We start from the raw sequence: 17,028 nt of genomic DNA, 5'->3' as shown, positions 1-17,028 counted from the left end.
ACCACCTCGCCCGCGCCGTCCACGGCGTCGGCCACCCCGACCCGAACGCGTCGTGTCGGTCTGCTGACCGCACCGACCTCCGTCGCGCCACCGCCGCCCGATCCGCTCGGGCGCGTGAGCCGCGGCCCCCTCGTCGTCGCGGGCCTGCTGGCGGTGGCACTGAGCTGGTACGTCTGGTCGGTCCACGGTGCCAAGTTCGGCGCCCTGCTCGTCATCGGGCTGTTCCTCGGTGTCGCGCTGTTCCACTCGCGGTTCGGCTTCACCTCGGCCTGGCGGCAACTGATGGCCGTGGGCAACGGGGAGGGACTGCGCGCCCACACGTTGCTGCTGGGCACGGCGAGCACCCTCATCGCCCTCGTGGTGGCCACCGGCGCGGGACTCTTCGGTTCCACTCCGGCCCCGTCGGCCGGAGCCATCGGCCTGCCGCTCTTCGTCGGCGCGGCCGTGTTCGCCATCGGCATGCAGCTCGGTGGCGCGTGCGCGTCGGGCACGCTGTTCGCCGTCGGCTCGGGGCAGTCGACGATCGTGTTCACGCTGGGCGGGTTCATCGCGGGTTCGGTGTTCTACACCTGGGCGTTCCCGGCGTTCGACGGCTGGCCCGAGGTGCCCGGTGTCCTGCTGTCCGACCACCTGGGCTGGTTCGGCAGCTGGGCGGTCACGATGCTCGCGCTCGCCGCGGTCGTGGTGGCCAGCAGGGTGGTCCAGGCTCGGCGGAACCCGCCGCCCCAGGGCACCGTGCCGTCGGCTCGCGGTGTCGCGCGCGTCGTGCGGGGTTCGTGGCCGAAGTGGGTCGGTGCGGTCGTTCTCGGTGTCCTCGCCGGCGCCGTCATGCTCGTCTCCGGTGGGATCTGGGGTGTCACCACGGCGTTCGCGCTCTGGGGTGCGAAGCTGCTGCAGATGTTCGGGCTGCACCCGGAGACGTGGGAGTTCTGGCAGTCGGACCGCTACGCCGAGTTGCTCGCCAACCCCGTGCTGACCGAGAAGACGAGTCTCACCAACATCGGCATCATCCTGGGTGCCGCCGTCGCCGCCGCGGCGGCGGGCGCCTGGAAGCTACACACCTCGATCCCGTGGCGCACCGCGGCGGCGGCCGTGCTCGGCGGCGCGCTCATGGGCGTGGGCGCGCGCCTGGCCGGCGGCTGCAACATCGGCGCGTACCTCGGCGGCATCTCCACGGGCAGCCTGCACGGCTGGCTGTGGGCGGTGTTCGCCCTCGCCGGAACGTGGGTGGGCATCAAACTGCGCCCGGTGTTCGGCCTCGGCGTGCCGAAGCCGTCCGACAGCGTGTGCTGACCCGCCGGCCGGGCGCACCGGCACACCGCCGGGGTCGCCCTTGAGCTGCCACATCAGCCGGCGAGATCCGACCCGGCCGAACTCGGGGAGGACAGCGAAACCCTCCGGAAATCGGAGAAACCACCGATAACGCACGCGATCGTGACCATGATCATGTGTACGGGCGGTGACCACCTCGATCTCGCTATGCTTTCGGTCACATTCCAGTTACGGAAAGCAATTGACTGGTCTTCCCGAGGAGGAACCCCGTTCATGTTCAAACGGTTGCTCGGCGCGTTCGGCGTCGGTGGTCCATCCGTCGACACGGTGCTGGACACCCCGCACGCGATGCCCGGCCAGGCCGTCACCGGTCAGGTTCGCATCCAGGGCGGCAGCAACGACGTGGAGATCGGCGAGATCGCGCTGTCCCTGGTGACGCAGGTCGAGATCGAACGCGGTGACCACGAGTTCAACGGCACCAGCGAGTTCCACCGCGTCGTCGTGCAGCGCGGCGTGCGCGTGCCCGCGGGACAACCGCTGGCGGTGCCGTTCCAGCTCGACATCCCCTGGGAGACCCCGATCACCGCGGTGGGCGGGCAGCGCCTGCCCGGGATGACCGTCGGCGTGCGGACGGAACTCGTGATCGCCGGAGCGCCGGACAAGGGCGACCTCGACCCGGTGGAGATCCACCCGCTGCCGTCGCAGAACGCGGTGCTCGACGCGTTCGGCGCCCTCGGCTTCCTGTTCCAGAGCGCCGACGTGGAGGCGGGCCGCGTGCACGGTGTGCCGCAGCAGCTGCCGTTCTACCAGGAGCTGGAGTTCTACCCGCCCGCGGCGCACTCGGGGCGGCTCAACCAGGTGGAACTGACCTTCGTCACCACTCCGCACGAGGTGCACGTGGTGCTGGAGGCGGACAAGCGGGGTGGCCTCTTCCGCCAGGGCGGTGACACGTTCGGTCGCTTCGCCGCGCCGCACCTCGAGGCCGAGAGCATGGACTGGGCCTCGTTGATCGGGCAGTGGATGGATCAGGCCGCCGACCGCCGTTCCGCGGGCCACGGCAACCCGGCCTTCGGCGGACACCCCGGTCAGTACGGCAACCCGGCCTTCGGCGGCCAGGCTCCCTACGGTCAGCCGGGCGCGTACGGCCAGCCCGCTCCCTACGGGCACCCGGGCGAGTACCAGGAACGCCGGGGTCCCGGCATGGGCGGTGTCATCGCCGGTGCGGCGGCCGGTGTCGTCGGCGGCATGGTGCTGGGGGAGGTCCTGGAGGAGGTCTTCGACGGCGACGAGGAGGAGATGGACGTCGCCGAGGAGATGGACTTCGAGGAGTGACGCCGGAAGGGCCGATGTGCCGGGTCGCCGCCCGGCGATCGGTCCTGTTCCGCGGGTCCCTCGGGTTCTCGCGTGGACGTTGCCGTCGAATCTGTCGGGGGTTCTCGTGAGAATGTGCCGTATGGGTGTGTCAGCGACGGCGCTGGAGCGGATCCTCGACGGACTCGCGGAGCTGCAGAGAACTCCCGGGCGTGACTACACCGCGTTCGGCGTGCGCGGTGTGCGGTTCGGTTACCACTGGCCGCGCACCGAGACGGTGGGCCTGAAGCAGACGTTGTCGGAGCAGGCCGCGTTGGTGGCCGAGCGGCCGGACGTCTTCGAGGTGCAGTTCACCATGGGCGGTTTCGGCTGGGTGGTGGTGCACCTGCCCCGCATCGACGTCGACGAGGTGGAGGAGCTGGTCTACGAGGCGTGGCGGTTGTCCGCGCCGGCCGAGCTCGCCGCCGAGTACCCGTTCGTCCGTTAGCGCCGCCACCGTACGCAGGCGTGCCCTGTCGGCCGGTCGGGCCGCACCCGGTGCTTCGAACTGTTCGAACTGTCGTTGGGCGCGGTCCGTCCGGATGTCACCGTAGTGTTGTGAGAGCAGGGTTTCGGCCGATGCACAGGGGACAGTGGGGAGTCCCCTGTGTCCGGTCGGGGAGCGGGGATCGTGAGATTCCTCCCGCTCCGCGGGACCTAGTGCTCGATGGGCTTGCGGGGGCGGCCGACCGTCGTGGTGCGGGTGCCTCGGGTCGCGGGAATCCGGTTGCGGGCCGCGGCCGGGCCGGAAGCGGGGTCGTAGGCGTCGAACGTCTGCTTGATGCTGTCGAACAGCGTGACGACGGCTCTGGCGGCGGGGAGCAGCATCTGCCCCTGCGTGGTGAGTCGTGCGCCGGTGGAGTCACGAGTGAACAGCTTCGCGCGAAGGCTCGTTTCCAGGCACTTGATCTGGTAGCTGATCGCGGGCTGCGAGTATCCCAGCGCCTCCGCGGCCAGGTCCATCCGGCCGACTTCGGCGATCGACACGAACGCGCGGAACTGTCGCTCGTCCATAGCAACTCCAAACTCTTGTGGGGGTGCGGTCACTCTCGGTGCCGCGCTCTCGCAGGGCACGCTGCCGACGACCGGGTCAGGTGGGACGGCGAGTGTCGGCCGTTGACGAAAGCCTGAGGGGTGGCTGGTCGGCTCGGGTGGAGTGCGAGCCACGCAACGGTCGTCGGTCCCATCGTCCGCTGTTCCTGTCTTCCAGGGGCCGGTCGCTGGCGGCACCAGGAAACCGCACAGCGCGTTGATCATGCCAGCGTTGCCGATGGCCGGAAAAGGTCACAGCGTGTCAGGAACGGGACACATCCGACTTTCGGCCTGGTCCAAAAGTCGCAAAGTGTGAACAAGCCTCACGTTCAGTGGTCGGGTCGGGGCTTTCCGTCCCGAGGGGCGAGTGGTGTGCCGCTCTGGTCCGTTCGGGTGGCGACCTGCGTCCACAGTGGATGAACGTGTGCCTGTGCGAAGCGGCGCGCGAAACGATTCGGCACGGTCACGTTCCCGCAACACGGGAACCAGCTGCGGCACGGTGGCGTCGAATCGGTCGTCGAGGCGTTCAGGCGACGATCGCAGGAGTTCCATGAGTGACGAGCACGGCCCGGAAGATGATCCCGCTACCGCGTTCCGCCACCTCACCCACGCCGCTATGGAGGTCTATCGGTTCCTGTCCCGCGGCCCCGCGACGCTTGCCGAATGCTGCGCCGCGACGGGATGGGACACGTGGACGGTGAGATCCGTTCTCGAGTGCCTCACCGACGCCGGATCGGTGGAGGCGCAGGGTGGTGAGCCTTCGCGGTGGGTCGCCACGCGGCCGCGGCTGGCGTTCGTCGACTTCCTGTCCAGGCTGCGGGCCGAGTACACGAAACTCACCGAGCGCACGACCTCGTTGAGCTCCGTCCTCGACGAACTGCAGGCGGCGATGCTCGCCGAGACGAACCGGGAGCAGGTGCAGCCGGGCGTCGAGAAGATCCGCGTGCCGGAGGACCTCCAGACGACCTTGACCGAGCTGGTCGTGGGCGCCCGCCACAGCGTGCGGGCCATGCATCCCACGGTCGCCTCCGACGACGCGGTGCGCGTCGACTTCTCGGCGGATCGTGCCCTGTACGAGCGGGGCATCGAGATCCGCTCCATCTACCCCCACACCGCTCGCAGGCAGCGAGAAGGTCTGAACTACCTGCGGCACGTTCAGGAGATCGGCGGGCAGTGCCGCACGACGGTGTCGGTGCCGAGCCGTGTGGTGCTCGTGGACGACCGCGTGGCCGTCCTGCAGTCCCGGTCGTGCGGCGAGGGCGGGGTGATCGCCCGCGACCCGAACATCGTCGCCTTCTTCGCCCAGTTCTTCGAGGACGCGTGGGACAGCGCGCTCCCGGTGTCGGAGTACGACTACGACAAGGACGTGTGGCGGGAGATCGAACTCCTGGTACTGGTGGAGCTGAGCACCGGCCGGTCGGACGAGGCGATCGCGCGGCGGCTCGACATCTCGACCCGCACGCTCCGCCGGTACATCACCGGGCTCTACGAGCGGTTCGGGGTGGCGACCCGGTTCCAGCTCGGTGTCGCGGCCGCGCGCGCGGGAGTGCTCTCGGGTGAGCCGAACCTCGACTGATCCTGTTCGTACAGAGGCCGGTTGAGTCGTTGCGCCCCTGTTCGAGCGATGATCGCGGGCAGCACGGGGCCGGATGGCCGGCCATGGCACGATGTGCCGGTGTCGCGTGAGTGGTTTGTACGAATTCACAACGACGAGATCACCTCGGCGCTCGTGGTGATCGACGCGCTGCACCGGCTGTGCGGGCTGCCCTGGCCGAACGCGATCGACCTCACGCGCCGGGTGCACTGGGGGCGGTCGGCGGACGTCCCTGCGCCGGGAAGCCAGGCCGAGGCGGAGAATCTCGCGGTGTCCCTGCAGCGCTGTGGCCTGCGGACGACGGTGTGGTGCCGATGACCGACGACGTCCAGTGGCGCGACGTGACGCCGGACTACTTCGACGCCGTTCCCGCCGCGGGCGGAGTCGCCGTGCGGATGGGGAGCCATCTCGCGTCGACCCTCCACGACCACGCCGACCGGCTCGTGCGGGTTCTGGAGAGCGGTGACGAGCGGACCCTGGTGTGGATGTTTCCCGACGCCTACGCGACGCCCGCCGACTCGGCGGAGTTTCGGCTTCGGCATGCGGCGCGGCTGCGCGACAGCGCCGCCCCTCGACGGGTACGCGATCAGCTCGCGGCCGCGCCGCACCACGTGTTGTCGCCGCCCGAGGTGCACGACTGGATCGAAACCTTCGCGTTGGCGCGGTTCGTGGACCCGCCCCGTCGTCGGTGGTGGCGCCGGAGCCGGGGCAAGCTCGACCTGAGTTCCCTGTGGTTCAACCACGTCCAGGACAGTCTCGTGCTCGCGTCGAGTCCCGAGCTGCTGCACCACGACCTTCGGCTGTGACGGCACAGGCGCGCGTGTCCCCTCGTCCTGAGGGAAGTCGTCGTCAGCGACTCTTCGTCAGTGCCACGGCGCCCGCCGGAGCATCTGCGTCGGGTCGGACGACGTAGCCGGCGCGCCGGTACAGAGCGAGGTTGCGATGGCTGTGCACTCCCGTGAACAGCGAGTACGTCGTCGTTCCCGTCGGCGCCTGTCGTTCGGCGTAGTCCAGGAGCCAGCTCCCGAGTCCCTGCCCGGCCAGGTCGGGCGCGACCATGAGCCGGCCGATCTCCCAGGTGGTGCCCTCGGCCTGGGCCCGGACGGCCGCGACCAGGCGTCCCTGCCTGCGGACACACCACGCCTGCCAGCTCGGGAGCCAGCCGGCCACGTCCTCGACGGTCTCGTGCAGCGCGGGGATGTCGAGCATGTCGTTCGCGACGGCTTCCTGCACCCAGCAGCACCGCTGGAGGACGAGCACCTCCGCGGCGTCGCCGTCGGTCATCGGGGCGAGCACGAGGTCGGGAAGGGGCGGTTCGGCGACCAGGGGAGGCCGTTCCGCGGTGTTGTGGACGGAGCCCGGCTGAGTCATCGGGTGATCATGGTCCCGAGTCGTGGAGCGCGTCAATCGAAATCGGGTCGGCGGGGTGCCGCGGATCAGGGTCGGATGACGTAGGCGATGCCGCCGGGGCCGCCCGCCACGCCTCCGTCGGCGGTGTGCCGCTGGGTGCGCTGCCACACGGTCTCGAACTGGTCGCGCCGGTAGACGTTGCGCACGCCCTCGTTGGTGTTGGAGGCGGGGTCGTTGACGATGACGTCGCCGTCGGGCGTGAAGCCGATCACGACCATGAGGTGGCCGTTGGTGCCGTAGCCCGCGCCGTCGAGCTCGCTCTCCAGGAAGGACACCGACGTCACCACCGGAACGCCCGCGGCCACGTAGTCCTCCAGCTCGGCCAGCGAGTGCATGCGCGTGACGTGGCCGCGCAGCCCGTAGTGGGCGGCGTAGGCCGTGTTGAACGGCCAGTTGCCCGTGCCCTCGTAGGAGTAGTCGTAGGTGTGCCGCGCAGCGTGTGCCACGGTCGGATCGACGTAGTCGTCGGGCAGCCACGACAGCTCGGAGGAGTCCGGGCCGCGCCCCCAGTACTCCAGGACCATCTCGGTCGAGGTGGGACTGCACCAGTTCTGACCACCGCCGCCGTACTCGGGATAGTTGCCCGAGTGCAGGTTCTGCGCGTACCGCGGGACGGGCAGCTCGATGCCCCGGGCCGCGCCGGGTTCGGAGGTCGGCACCGTGAAGCGGTCGGGGACGTCCGACGTCATCGCGCCCAGCGCACGCACGCGCGGTGTGGCCGAGGTCGAATCCTCGCGGTGCAGGGTGACCCGAAGCCGGTAGGCCTCGAACGCGATACCGTCGGCGGCCGCGAGCGTGTCCACGTACACGGCGGCGTGCTCGTCACGCTGGCCCGCCACCGTGGTGCGCTCGATGTCGCCGTCGCCGAACGCCCACTTCCCGAGCACGTACCACGCCGTGTTCTCGCCGCTGTCCGTCCGCGCGGTGGCCTCGATGGTCACCCACGTGCCGTCCGGGGTGGTGGCGTTCCAGGAGGCGACGAGTTCGGTGGCGGCGAAGCCCGGTTCGTACCACGGTGAGGTCCAGCGGCCGTACTCCGTGCCGTCGTCGGCGGGCGTCGCCCGGGTGAGCCGGAGGCCGGTGCCGGTGGCGCGCACGCCGTCGGACTCACCGCGGTGGAAGGCCGCCACGTCGGCCCACTCGTGGTAGTCGATCTCCGCGGTGGGCTCCGCGCCCGCGGCCGGTTCGGCGCTCGCCCCGGACGCGGCGGGCGACACCGTGGCCACGAGGGCGGCGGCGAGGGTCAAGGACAGCAGGCGCCTGCGCATGGCGAGTGATTTTCACCGCGACTCCCGGTGTTGTGAACCGCTGTCCGGGTGAGTGGCCCGTGCTGCTCCCGGTCGTCGAGCCCGCGAGATACTGCGACGTGAGGTCGCCACCCGCGACCCACTCGAAACCGGTATTTCCGCGAGGAGACCTGAGTGACTGCTCAAATCGAGACGCATGAGTTCCAGGCGGAAGCTCGCCAGCTCCTGCAGCTGATGGTTCACTCCATCTACTCGAACAAGGACATCTTCCTGCGTGAGCTCGTCTCGAACGCATCCGACGCCCTGGACAAGCTCCGGCTGGAGACGTTCCGCGACAAGGATCTCGCCGACGCCGGCGGCATCGACATCGACGACCTCCACATCGATCTGGAGGTCGACCGCGTCGCGCGTACGCTCACCGTCCGCGACAACGGCATCGGCATGTCGCGGGACGAGGTCGTGGGGCTCATCGGCACGATCGCCAAGTCGGGAACGGGTGAGCTGATCAAACAACTCCGCGAGGCGAAGAACTCGGCGAACGTCGACCTGATCGGCCAGTTCGGTGTCGGGTTCTACTCGGCGTTCATGGTCGCCGACACGGTCACCCTCGTGACGCGGAAGGCGGGCCGGTCCGAGGTGACGCGCTGGTCCTCCGACGGCAGCGGCACGTACACGGTCGAGACCCTCGACGACGCGGACGCCCCGGTGGGCACCGCGATCACCCTGCACCTCAAGCCCGAGGACGCCGAGGACCAGCTCCACGACTACACCGCGGAGAGCGTGCTGCGGGACCTCGTGCGCCGCTACTCCGACTTCGTCACGTGGCCGATCCGGCTGCGCACGGAGAAGACCGAGGACGGCAAGACCACCCACGAGTGGGAGACGATCAACTCCCGCAAGGCGCTGTGGGCGCGGCCGAAGGGCGAGGTCTCCGAGGAGGAGTACCGCGAGTTCTACAAGCACATCAGCCACGACTGGCTCGACCCGCTCCGCACGATCACCGTGAAGGCGGAAGGGACGTTCGAGTACCAGGCGTTGCTGTTCCTGCCGTCGCGGGCTCCGATGGACCTGTACTACCGGGACGCGAAGCGCGGCGTGCAGCTCTACGTCAAGCGCGTGTTCATCATGGACAACTGCGAGGCGCTGGTGCCCGACTACCTGCGCTTCGTCAAGGGCGTGGTCGACGCCGCGGACCTCTCGCTCAACGTCTCGCGCGAGATCTTGCAGCAGGACCGGCAGATCCAGCTCATGCGGCGCCGCCTGGTGAGGAAGGTGCTGGGCGAGGTCAAGGAGATGATGAAGGACGACCGGGCCCGCTACGACACCTTCTGGCGCGAGTTCGGGCGGGTCGTCAAGGAGGGCCTGGTCGAGGACGCCGACAACCGCAAGGCCATCCTCGACATCGCCTCGTTCGCCTCCACCCACTCCGCCGACGAGCTCACCACGCTGCGCGAGTACGTCGAGCGCGCGAAGGACGACCAGAAGCACATCTACTACCTCACGGGCGCCTCGCGGTCGGTCGTCGAGAACTCCCCACACATGGAGGCGTTCCGCGCGAGGGGTCTGGAGGTGCTCGTCCTCACCGACCCCATCGACGAGTTCTGGGTCGAGCAGGTCGGCGAGTACGAGGGCAGGACGTTCACCTCGATCGCCAAGGGCCAGGTCGACCTCGACGGCGAGCAGGGCGGCAAGGACGGCGAGGACGGCGAGTCGAGCGACGACAGGACCGACCACGGCAGCTTCGACGCACTGCGCGAGTGGCTCGCCACGACGTTGTCGGACCACGTGAAGGAGGTCCGGCTCTCGAACCGGCTGGTCACCTCCCCGGCGTGCCTGGTCGGCGACACCTACGACCTCCCGCCGGCCCTCGCGAAGATGTACCAGCAGGCGGGTCAGGAGGTTCCGGTCGCGAAGCGCGTTCTGGAGCTCAACCCCCAGCACGCGTTGGTGACGGGCCTGCGCGACGCCCAGCAGGCCGGTGCCGACGAGACGGCACTGCGCGAGACCGCCGAACTGCTGTACGGGATGGCTCTGCTGGCCGAGGGCAGTGAGCTGTCCGACCCGCAGCGGTTCACCACGGTGCTGGCCAACAGGTTGGCCGAGTCGCTGTAAGGGTGCGTCGAACGGTCGGTGTTCCGCGCTGGGTGGAACACCGACCGTTCGCGTCTCGAAAAGTCGCACTACAGATGTAGTTGATCATGCCGGTCGGCTCGGGACGATCACGGTGTCGTCACGTGCCCCGAAGGGGGCACGCGGACTTGACGACCACCCGTGCCGCGCCGAAGCTGTTGCCCGACCGTTCGGAGGGCGCAGTGACTGATCGCGACACCGATGGCCTGCCGCGACGCCGGAGGTGCGGAGCCGCGGACCTGTGCTCGACACCCGGTCGTCAGGTGGTGGACGCCGCGGGCCGTGCGGCCGGCACGGCCGGGAGGGCTCGTGGATCGGGATAGGGTCGCGGAGCCGCCCTACGGCCGGTGCACTCCGGTGCAGGAGCGCGGTGGCAACTGCCTCACCGAGACCGCGCTGTACTGGATCGTGATCGCGGCTCGGCAGCGCCGGACGGAGCTGGCGCGCGATCTCGCCGCTCTCGGGATGTACAGCGGTCAGGAACAGGTGTTGCTGCAGCCGTGGGACGATCGCGGCTTCACGCAGTCGGAGCTGGCCGAGCGCGTGCAGGCGGCGCCCGCGACGATCACCCGGATGCTGCAACGGATGGAGCGTGCCGGTTTCGTGCACCGGGAGCGTCGACCGGGGCGGCGGGGAAGCCGTGTGTTCCTCACCGAACGCGGCTGGGCGGCGCGGTCGACGGTGGAGGAGCTCTGGTTGCGGGCGGAGGAGCGGCTCGTGGCGAATCTCAGCGGCTCCGAGTACGCGCTCCTGCGAATGTTGCTCACGAAGACGGGTGATTGACGCGCGAGTCACCGTGAATACTATTCGGCTCCAGGCGTCGTTCGGATTCTCGCTTAGCTGGCTAAATGAACTCTCGCGGCCGTGGTTATACTCATTCTCCGTCTTTGGAGGTTCGATCGCTTTCGGGGGCTCCTGAAACGCGAAGGAGATGGAAGTGGTTTCGCGTTTTCGGGAGTCCTGTGGCATTTTGCATGCCGCCGACTTCGGCATACGGGCAAGGGGGACGCACGTGAGGGTCTCAGTGCAGAGTCGCAGCGCCAGGACGGCACCGCGCCGCGACACGTCCGCGAGGTGGTCTGAATGAACCCGATGTCGTCCGCGCGGTCCACGCCGACCGACCGTGAGTCGGCGTCCGAGGTCGCGAAGGCTGCCGAGGTCGTCGAGGTCGTCGAGGTCGTCGAGGCTGTCGAGGTTGTCGAGCCCGTCCACCGGCGCACCCCCGGGCGGCCACGCAGCGAGCGGGCCAGTCGCGCCATCATCCGGGCGGCTCTGGAACTGCTGCAGGAGGGCGTGTCCGTGGACGCGCTCTCGGTGGAGGCGGTCGCGGCACGGGCCGGTGTCAGCAAGGCGACGCTCTACCGCCGCTGGCCCAACAAGGAAGCGGTCCTGCTGGAGGCGCTCGAATCGCTGGTCGAGCCGCAGTCGCGGGTGGAGGGCGGCGACGTGCGCCAGGACGTGACCATGGTGGTGGAGGAGCTCTGCCGGTGGGTCGCGGAGTCGCGGTCGGCGCGGTTGTTGCCGCGGTTGATGAGTGCGCCGACGTTGTACGGCCACTATGTGCGGCTGGTCGTCGACCCGCGCATCGCGGCCGTCCGGGAGGTGCTGGCCGGCGGTGTCCGCCGCGGGGCGCTCGCGGACCACAGTGACGTGGACACGTTGTCGACGGCGCTCGTCGGGGCGGTGCTGTCGCGTGTGGTGCTGGGTGACGCGGCGCCGGAGGCGCCGCCCGGCGAGCGCGCGGCCCGGATCGTCGATCACGTTCTCGCCGGACACCTCATCGAGGACGGCGCATCGGATGGCCGGGACTGACCTTCGGCGATCATCGCCGTTCGACTGTGGTCGCTTGATCAGTAGCATGCTGATCGTGCGCCATCGGACGGACGGTTTCCTCTCCCGCGTGACCCTGGTGTCGCGGAGACTGCGCAGCGAGGCGGGACGACGTCTCGCTCGTCATGGTGTGCACGCCGGACAGGAGTTCGTCCTCGCGTGTCTCTGGGACAGTGACGGGCTGACGCCCGGGGAGATCGCGACCCGGGTCTCGGTCGAGGCTCCGACGGTGACCCGTGCCGTGCGGCGGATGACGGACGCGGGGCTGGTGCGGGTGGCCGGTGACGAGGAGGACGGTCGCCGAGTGCGGGTGTGGTTGACCCACCGGGGAAGTGCCCTGCGCGAGGTCGTCCCCGGCGTCGTCGACGGCCTGGAGGCCGACGCGCTGGCGCTGCTGTCGGAGGCCGAGCGGGGGCAGCTGCTCGACATGTTGGCGCGGGTCGAGAAAGCCCTGGACGGCCCTGGCTCCGGCTCGGGCTCTCCGAACGCCGAGGCTCATTCCGATTAATCAATCGAGATCATCGAAACGGTCCCATTTCGTATTCTGTTCGATGTGATTCACTCCCGTTTCGTTCGCATTCCCGGGTAATCCGTTTTTCGTATTGACAATCGAATTCCCGGTGGGCGAGGCTGAAGGGGAAATAACGGCGAGGGGATCACGATGACTCGCGTGGTGATTGTTTCTTCGGGTGAGGGATGTGGCCTTGAATCGACGGTGTCGGCGGTGCGTTTCGGGGCGGTCGCGGCGGGCGCTGACATCCGACTGCGTCGCGTGGCGAACACCGAGTCGCCGCTCGACGAGGTGTTCGAGGCAATGGTGTGGGCCGACGGAATCGTCGTGATCGCGGCGAGCCACGGCGGCGCGGTAGCGCCACCGGTCCGGCGTCTGGTCGACGTCGCGGCACGGCGACGCGAACGACTGCGGCTGCCGGACAAGGTCGTGGCCGCCCGCGCCGTCGACCACGACGGAGGCCACGGCGCGCCGCTCGTGCCGGAGCTCTACCGCGGTCTGCTCGCGTGGGACTGCCTGCTCCTGCCGGGCTCGTGCGTCACGACACCGGCCGAGGACGGCGACCCGAGCGCCGCGGAGGCACTCGGCCGCCGCCTCACCCGCGTCGCCCGGTCGTTGCGCGCTCCACACGGCCCCGCCCTGCGCCGTGCCGGGTGATCCCGACGGCGTCCCCGGTGGACCCGAGACGAACCGAAGAGGAGCCCCATGACCGAGAAAGCCGGCTACCGCGTCGTCTTCCTGCTCACCCTGAAGCCGGGGATGGAGAAGACGTTCCTGGACGCCTACGAGGCCGTGCGCTGGGCCGTCGCGAGCGTCCCCGGCCATCTGGGCGACCAGGTCTGCCAGTCGACCGACGACCCCGACGCGTGGCTGCTCACCAGCCAGTGGCGCAGCGCGGAGGACTTCCTGGCCTGGGAGCGGACACCGGAACACCGAGCCCTCGCCGCGCCGATGCTGTCGGCCGTCTCCCACCGGCGCTCCCTGCGCTACGTGGTGCACCGAGAGACCGTTCGCCGGGCGTCCGAGTCGCCCGAGCCGAGCGAGTCGGCGGATCCCCGGTCGTGCTGATCCGAGAGGAAGAACGATGGAACGACATGCCCTGACCTTCCCGGTGCGGCCGGGAAGCGTGGACGCGGTGCGCCGCGTGCTCTCGGAGTACCCCCGCCCGCAGACCCACATCGGCAACGGGTGCCGGCTGCTCGCGACCTCGGTGTTCCTGTGGGAGAACCACGTCGTCCGGGTGATCGATGTGGAGGGTCCGCTCCCCGTGGTGATGCGGCACCTGGCCAACGATCCCGCGATCCGCGAGACCGAGGAGAAGCTCAACCCGCTGCTGGTGCGGCCCCGCGACTTCAGCGATCCGGAGTCGGTCGGCTGGTTCTTCCGCCGCGCGATGATGACGCGCGTCGTGCATCAGGAGGCGTCACCGACTCCGCGAATGCCCCGGGGGAAGCGGACCCGCGTGGCGTTGCGCTACCCCGTTCGTCCGGGCCGGGGCGAGGCGGCGGCGCGGATCTTCGCGTGGGGCCAGTCCCTGCCGCTGGGAGCCGCTCTGCGCACGGGGCTGGCGGGGACGACGGTGTTCCGGCACGGCGACTTCGTCGTGCGGGTCCTCGACGTCGAGGGCGATGCCGACGAGGCGATCGAGCGACTCGGCCCCACTGTCATCGGCGGGCCCACCGCCGCAGCGTTGACCGAGCTGCTCGAGCCGGGGTGCAACCTCGCCACGGCCGCCGGTCGCGCGAAGTTTCTCGCCGAAGCACGCCTGACCCTCGTGACGCATCGCGAGGCCGACGGCACGGCGAGAGGCACCGATCTCGGTGCCGACTTTCCGTCGTCGAGTTGACTGTGGGAGGCATCATGGTGGACGCGGTCGAGACCTCCGTCGAGGCGGGGCCCGTTCCAGTGCACGAACGCCCGACCGACCGCCCTCTGGTCCGCGTGCACGAATCGGAGATCCCCGCCGACCGCCGCCGCGGCGCTGAGATCCGCACGCTGCTGAGTCCGCGCAACGCGGCGTCGGTGTCGGGTTTCCTCGGCGTGGCGCGGTTGCAACCGGGCGAGAGCATCGCCGAGCACTACCACCCCTACTCGGAGGAGTTCCTCTACGTCGCCGACGGCGAGGTGACCGTGGACCTCGACGGGGAGCCGTGGCACGTGGGCACCGGTTCCGCGCTGCTCGTCCCACCGGGCACCCGGCACCGGCTGCGCAACGAGGGCGGGGAACCGGCGCGGGTCGTGTTCCAGCTCGGCCCGCTCGCACCCCGGCCCGAGCTCGGGCACGTGGACACCGAGAGCGCGGCGTCACCGCAACCGGATCTGGGAGGTGGCAGATGACGCGCCGGGTCGCCGTCACCGGCCTCGGTGTCGTGGCCCCCGGTGGCATCGGCGTCAAGGCGTTCTGGGATCTGCTGACGTCCGGTACCACCGCGACCCGGGGCATCACGCTGTTCGACCCGCAGGGTTTCCGCTCGCGGATCGCTGCGGAGTGCGACTTCGACCCGGTCACCGAAGGGTTGAGCTCGGCGGACATCGCCCGCCTTGACCGGCACGTGCAGTTCGCGCTCGTGGCGGCGCGGGAGGCGGTGGACGACTCCGGGCTCGAACTCGGTCCGCTGAACCCGTGGCGGGTCGGGGTGAGCATGGGAACGGCGGTCGGGTCGACGATCCGGTTGGAGGAGGGCTACGTCCAGGTCTCCGGCGGGGGAGCCGACTGGCTCGTCGATCCGAGCCGGGCGGACCCGCACCTGTACCACGCGCTGGTGCCGAGCACGCTGGCCGCGGAGATCGCCGACGCGCACGGGGCCCGCGGCGCGGTGCGCACCATCTCCACCGGCTGCACGTCGGGGCTCGACGCCGTCGGGTACGGGGCGATGGTCATCGAGGAGGGCGCCGCGGACGTCGTGATCGCGGGAGCGTCGGACGCGCCGATCTCGCCGATCACGGTCGCCTGTTTCGACGCGATCAAGGCCACCAGTACCCGCAACGACGAACCGGAGCGGGCGAGCCGGCCGTTCGACGCCCTGCGCGACGGTTTCGTGCTCGGGGAGGGCGCGGCGGTGCTCGTGCTGGAGGACCTGGAGCGCGCCCGGAGCCGGGGTGCGCGGGTGTACTGCGAGGTCTCCGGGTTCGCCACCTTCGGCAACGCCCACCACATGACCGGGTTGACGACCGAGGGGATCGAGATGGCGAGGGCGATCACGACGGCCCTGCGGTCGGCGAAGGCGGCACCCGACGAGGTCGGGTACGTCAACGCGCACGGCTCCAGCACGAAGCAGAACGACCGCCACGAGACGGCGGCCGTCAAGCGGAGTCTGGGCGACCACGCGTACCGGACGCCGATGAGCTCCATCAAGTCGATGATCGGGCACTCGCTCGGCGCGATCGGCAGCCTCGAACTCGTCGCCTGCGTGCTGGCGCTCGACACGAGTGTCGTGCCGCCCACGGCGAACTACGAGCACCGCGATCCGGAGTGCGATCTGGACTACGTGCCCGTCGAGGCCCGGGAACAGGGCATCGACCTCGTGCTGAGCGTGGGCAGCGGCTTCGGCGGATTCCAGTCGGCCGTGGTGCTCGACACGGCGGGGCGGAGGGCGCGATGACCGAGGTGGTGATCACCGGGCTCGGCGTGGTGGCGCCGACCGGGCTCGACACCGACACGTTCTGGCGGGCGGCCTTGGCCGGCGCGAGCGGCATCCGTCGCATCAGCCGGTTCGACTCGCGCCGCTACCCGGTGCGCTACGCGGGGGAGGTCGCGAACTTCGACCCGACCGCCGTGCTCGACCCGCGCATCGTGGTGCAGACGGACCTGTGGACGCAGTTCGTCCTCGAAGGAACCCGGCAGGTGCTGGAGTCGGCGTCGCTCGACCCCCGTGCCCTCGACAGTTTCGACGTCGGCGTCACCACGTCGGCGAGTTCGGGTGGCAACGCGTTCGGGCAGCGGGAGATCGAGGCGCTGTGGGCACACGGCCCGCGACACGTCGGTCCGTACCAGTCCATCGCGTGGTTCTACGCGGCGTCCACGGGACAGATCTCCATCGGCAACGCGATGCGGGGCCCGTGCGCGGTGGTGAGCAGCGAGTCCGCGGGCGGGTTGGACGCGGTGGCCCACGCCCGCCGGGCCGTCCGGCAGGGCTGTCCCGTGCAGGTCTGTGGTGGCACCGAGGCGCCGGTGAGTCCGTACGCGCTCACGTGCCAGCTGCCGTCGGGCCTGCTGAGCGAACGCGACTCCCCGGGGGCGTACCGCCCGTTCGCCCACGACGCCTCGGGATACGTGCCGGGCGAGGGGGGAGCGGTGCTGCTGCTGGAGGACGCCGCGCACGCCCAGGCCCGCGACGCGCGTCCGCTCGCCGTGGTGGCCGGGCACGCCGCGACCTTCACCGGCGCGCAGTCCACGACCGACGGCGACTACTGGAGCCGGGCGGGGGAAGCACTTGCCGCCGCCATCCGGCTCGCCATAGCCGACGCGCACGTCGACCCCGCCGAGATCGACGCGGTGTTCGCCGACGGCATGGCGGTGCCCGCAGCGGACCGCGCCGAGATCAGCGCGGTGCGGGAAGTGCTCGGCCCGTCGTTCGACCGAGTGCCGGTGACCGCCGTGGCGGCGGGGCTCGGCCGCGCGTACTCGGCGGCGGGGACGTTCGCCGTGGCCG

At 70.1% G+C, this 17,028-nt stretch carries 19 protein-coding genes; 16 read left to right on the top strand and 3 right to left on the bottom strand.

Features of this window, described 5'->3' with window-relative positions:
• The first annotated feature begins 60 nt into the window (after positions 1 to 60).
• The 3 genes from SACAZDRAFT_RS03595 (at position 61) to SACAZDRAFT_RS03585 (ending at position 3,070) form a co-directional block, all read left to right on the top strand.
• Positions 61 to 1,293 (top strand): YeeE/YedE family protein, encoded by a 1,233-nt coding sequence (locus tag SACAZDRAFT_RS03595; protein ID WP_198283916.1) that lies wholly within the window; start codon positions 61 to 63, stop codon positions 1,291 to 1,293.
• A gap of 252 nt (positions 1,294 to 1,545) precedes the next feature.
• Positions 1,546 to 2,604 carry a sporulation protein gene (locus SACAZDRAFT_RS03590; RefSeq protein ID WP_005438790.1) on the top strand — a complete coding sequence of 353 codons (1,059 nt, stop codon included), beginning with the start codon at positions 1,546 to 1,548 and terminating at the stop codon, positions 2,602 to 2,604.
• Between the two features lie 121 nt (positions 2,605 to 2,725).
• A complete protein-coding gene (locus SACAZDRAFT_RS03585) occupies positions 2,726 to 3,070 on the top strand; it encodes an MmcQ/YjbR family DNA-binding protein (protein WP_005438788.1) in 345 nt (114 codons plus the stop codon).
• Positions 3,071 to 3,279: 209 nt separating this feature from the next.
• Here the strand turns inward: SACAZDRAFT_RS03585 and SACAZDRAFT_RS03580 are convergent, their stop codons facing one another.
• Positions 3,280 to 3,636, bottom strand: a complete 357-nt coding sequence (locus SACAZDRAFT_RS03580; RefSeq protein WP_005438786.1) for a LysR family transcriptional regulator — start codon at positions 3,634 to 3,636, stop codon at positions 3,280 to 3,282.
• Between the two features lie 568 nt (positions 3,637 to 4,204).
• Between SACAZDRAFT_RS03580 and SACAZDRAFT_RS03575 the strand changes: the two genes are divergently transcribed.
• Genes SACAZDRAFT_RS03575 through SACAZDRAFT_RS03565 form a run of 3 tightly spaced genes read left to right on the top strand, consistent with a single transcriptional unit; the run spans position 4,205 to position 6,054 of the window.
• Positions 4,205 to 5,230 carry a helix-turn-helix transcriptional regulator gene (locus tag SACAZDRAFT_RS03575; protein ID WP_005438784.1) on the top strand — a complete coding sequence of 342 codons (1,026 nt, stop codon included), beginning with the start codon at positions 4,205 to 4,207 and terminating at the stop codon, positions 5,228 to 5,230.
• A gap of 48 nt (positions 5,231 to 5,278) precedes the next feature.
• On the top strand, positions 5,279 to 5,566 hold the full coding sequence (locus tag SACAZDRAFT_RS03570; protein WP_005438782.1) for an ATP-dependent Clp protease adaptor ClpS: 288 nt from the start codon (positions 5,279 to 5,281) through the stop codon (positions 5,564 to 5,566).
• Entirely contained in the window at positions 5,563 to 6,054 is a 492-nt protein-coding gene (locus tag SACAZDRAFT_RS03565) for a hypothetical protein (RefSeq protein WP_005438781.1), read from the top strand. The genes SACAZDRAFT_RS03570 and SACAZDRAFT_RS03565 overlap by 4 nt, the downstream gene beginning before the upstream one ends.
• A gap of 43 nt (positions 6,055 to 6,097) precedes the next feature.
• Here SACAZDRAFT_RS03565 and SACAZDRAFT_RS03560 read toward each other — a convergent pair whose 3' ends face one another.
• Both SACAZDRAFT_RS03560 and SACAZDRAFT_RS03555 read right to left on the bottom strand, forming a co-directional pair.
• Positions 6,098 to 6,619, bottom strand: a complete 522-nt coding sequence (locus SACAZDRAFT_RS03560) for a GNAT family N-acetyltransferase (protein WP_005438779.1) — start codon at positions 6,617 to 6,619, stop codon at positions 6,098 to 6,100.
• A gap of 65 nt (positions 6,620 to 6,684) precedes the next feature.
• Positions 6,685 to 7,926 carry a C39 family peptidase gene (locus SACAZDRAFT_RS03555; RefSeq protein WP_005438777.1) on the bottom strand — a complete coding sequence of 414 codons (1,242 nt, stop codon included), beginning with the start codon at positions 7,924 to 7,926 and terminating at the stop codon, positions 6,685 to 6,687.
• Positions 7,927 to 8,079: 153 nt separating this feature from the next.
• Here SACAZDRAFT_RS03555 and htpG point away from each other — a divergent pair, with 153 nt between their 5' ends.
• The 10 genes from htpG to SACAZDRAFT_RS03505 form a co-directional block, all read left to right on the top strand.
• Positions 8,080 to 10,017, top strand: a complete 1,938-nt coding sequence (gene htpG / locus SACAZDRAFT_RS03550; protein ID WP_005438775.1) for a molecular chaperone HtpG — start codon at positions 8,080 to 8,082, stop codon at positions 10,015 to 10,017.
• A gap of 327 nt (positions 10,018 to 10,344) precedes the next feature.
• Positions 10,345 to 10,818, top strand: coding sequence for a MarR family winged helix-turn-helix transcriptional regulator (locus SACAZDRAFT_RS03545; RefSeq protein WP_005438773.1), 474 nt, complete (start codon positions 10,345 to 10,347; stop codon positions 10,816 to 10,818).
• Between the two features lie 300 nt (positions 10,819 to 11,118).
• A complete protein-coding gene (locus SACAZDRAFT_RS03540; RefSeq protein WP_005438771.1) occupies positions 11,119 to 11,847 on the top strand; it encodes a TetR/AcrR family transcriptional regulator in 729 nt (242 codons plus the stop codon).
• A gap of 46 nt (positions 11,848 to 11,893) precedes the next feature.
• Complete coding sequence (locus SACAZDRAFT_RS03535; RefSeq protein ID WP_005438769.1) at positions 11,894 to 12,373, top strand: MarR family winged helix-turn-helix transcriptional regulator; 480 nt, start codon at positions 11,894 to 11,896, stop codon at positions 12,371 to 12,373.
• 153 nt (positions 12,374 to 12,526) lie between these two features.
• Positions 12,527 to 13,033 carry an NAD(P)H-dependent oxidoreductase gene (locus SACAZDRAFT_RS03530; RefSeq protein WP_005438767.1) on the top strand — a complete coding sequence of 169 codons (507 nt, stop codon included), beginning with the start codon at positions 12,527 to 12,529 and terminating at the stop codon, positions 13,031 to 13,033.
• A gap of 48 nt (positions 13,034 to 13,081) precedes the next feature.
• Positions 13,082 to 13,444: an antibiotic biosynthesis monooxygenase family protein gene (locus tag SACAZDRAFT_RS03525; RefSeq protein ID WP_005438766.1), complete on the top strand. Its 363-nt coding sequence runs from the start codon at positions 13,082 to 13,084 to the stop codon at positions 13,442 to 13,444.
• 16 nt (positions 13,445 to 13,460) lie between these two features.
• The gene (locus SACAZDRAFT_RS03520) at positions 13,461 to 14,222 is read left to right on the top strand and encodes a SchA/CurD-like domain-containing protein (protein WP_005438763.1); all 762 of its coding nucleotides are present in this window, start codon (positions 13,461 to 13,463) and stop codon (positions 14,220 to 14,222) included.
• Between the two features lie 14 nt (positions 14,223 to 14,236).
• Positions 14,237 to 14,713, top strand: coding sequence for a cupin domain-containing protein (locus tag SACAZDRAFT_RS03515; protein ID WP_005438762.1), 477 nt, complete (start codon positions 14,237 to 14,239; stop codon positions 14,711 to 14,713).
• Positions 14,710 to 15,978, top strand: coding sequence for a beta-ketoacyl-[acyl-carrier-protein] synthase family protein (locus tag SACAZDRAFT_RS03510; protein ID WP_005438761.1), 1,269 nt, complete (start codon positions 14,710 to 14,712; stop codon positions 15,976 to 15,978). The genes SACAZDRAFT_RS03515 and SACAZDRAFT_RS03510 overlap by 4 nt, the downstream gene beginning before the upstream one ends.
• Positions 15,975 to 17,028, top strand: a 1,054-nt coding sequence (locus SACAZDRAFT_RS03505; RefSeq protein ID WP_005438754.1) for a beta-ketoacyl synthase N-terminal-like domain-containing protein, incomplete at its 3' end; no start/stop codon positions are given. The genes SACAZDRAFT_RS03510 and SACAZDRAFT_RS03505, both read left to right, overlap by 4 nt.

It is taken from the genome of Saccharomonospora azurea NA-128 (assembly GCF_000231055.2).
GTDB lineage: Bacteria > Actinomycetota > Actinomycetes > Mycobacteriales > Pseudonocardiaceae > Saccharomonospora > Saccharomonospora azurea.
Note: the sequence above shows the minus strand (reverse complement) of the source record. Positions and strands in the feature narration are given on the sequence as shown.

Coding starts and splice junctions, on each gene's coding strand:
- SACAZDRAFT_RS03535 (WP_005438769.1), top strand. CDS start 11,894: ATGCTGATCGTGCGCCATCGGACGGACGGTTTCCTCTCCCGCGTGACC.
- SACAZDRAFT_RS03510 (WP_005438761.1), top strand. CDS start 14,710: ATGACGCGCCGGGTCGCCGTCACCGGCCTCGGTGTCGTGGCCCCCGGT.
- SACAZDRAFT_RS03520 (WP_005438763.1), top strand. CDS start 13,461: ATGGAACGACATGCCCTGACCTTCCCGGTGCGGCCGGGAAGCGTGGAC.
- SACAZDRAFT_RS03570 (WP_005438782.1), top strand. CDS start 5,279: ATGATCGCGGGCAGCACGGGGCCGGATGGCCGGCCATGGCACGATGTG.
- SACAZDRAFT_RS03525 (WP_005438766.1), top strand. CDS start 13,082: ATGACCGAGAAAGCCGGCTACCGCGTCGTCTTCCTGCTCACCCTGAAG.
- SACAZDRAFT_RS03580 (WP_005438786.1), bottom strand. CDS start 3,636: ATGGACGAGCGACAGTTCCGCGCGTTCGTGTCGATCGCCGAAGTCGGC.
- SACAZDRAFT_RS03515 (WP_005438762.1), top strand. CDS start 14,237: ATGGTGGACGCGGTCGAGACCTCCGTCGAGGCGGGGCCCGTTCCAGTG.
- SACAZDRAFT_RS03585 (WP_005438788.1), top strand. CDS start 2,726: ATGGGTGTGTCAGCGACGGCGCTGGAGCGGATCCTCGACGGACTCGCG.
- SACAZDRAFT_RS03555 (WP_005438777.1), bottom strand. CDS start 7,926: ATGCGCAGGCGCCTGCTGTCCTTGACCCTCGCCGCCGCCCTCGTGGCC.
- SACAZDRAFT_RS03540 (WP_005438771.1), top strand. CDS start 11,119: ATGAACCCGATGTCGTCCGCGCGGTCCACGCCGACCGACCGTGAGTCG.
- SACAZDRAFT_RS03560 (WP_005438779.1), bottom strand. CDS start 6,619: ATGACTCAGCCGGGCTCCGTCCACAACACCGCGGAACGGCCTCCCCTG.
- SACAZDRAFT_RS03590 (WP_005438790.1), top strand. CDS start 1,546: ATGTTCAAACGGTTGCTCGGCGCGTTCGGCGTCGGTGGTCCATCCGTC.
- SACAZDRAFT_RS03530 (WP_005438767.1), top strand. CDS start 12,527: ATGACTCGCGTGGTGATTGTTTCTTCGGGTGAGGGATGTGGCCTTGAA.
- SACAZDRAFT_RS03565 (WP_005438781.1), top strand. CDS start 5,563: ATGACCGACGACGTCCAGTGGCGCGACGTGACGCCGGACTACTTCGAC.
- SACAZDRAFT_RS03575 (WP_005438784.1), top strand. CDS start 4,205: ATGAGTGACGAGCACGGCCCGGAAGATGATCCCGCTACCGCGTTCCGC.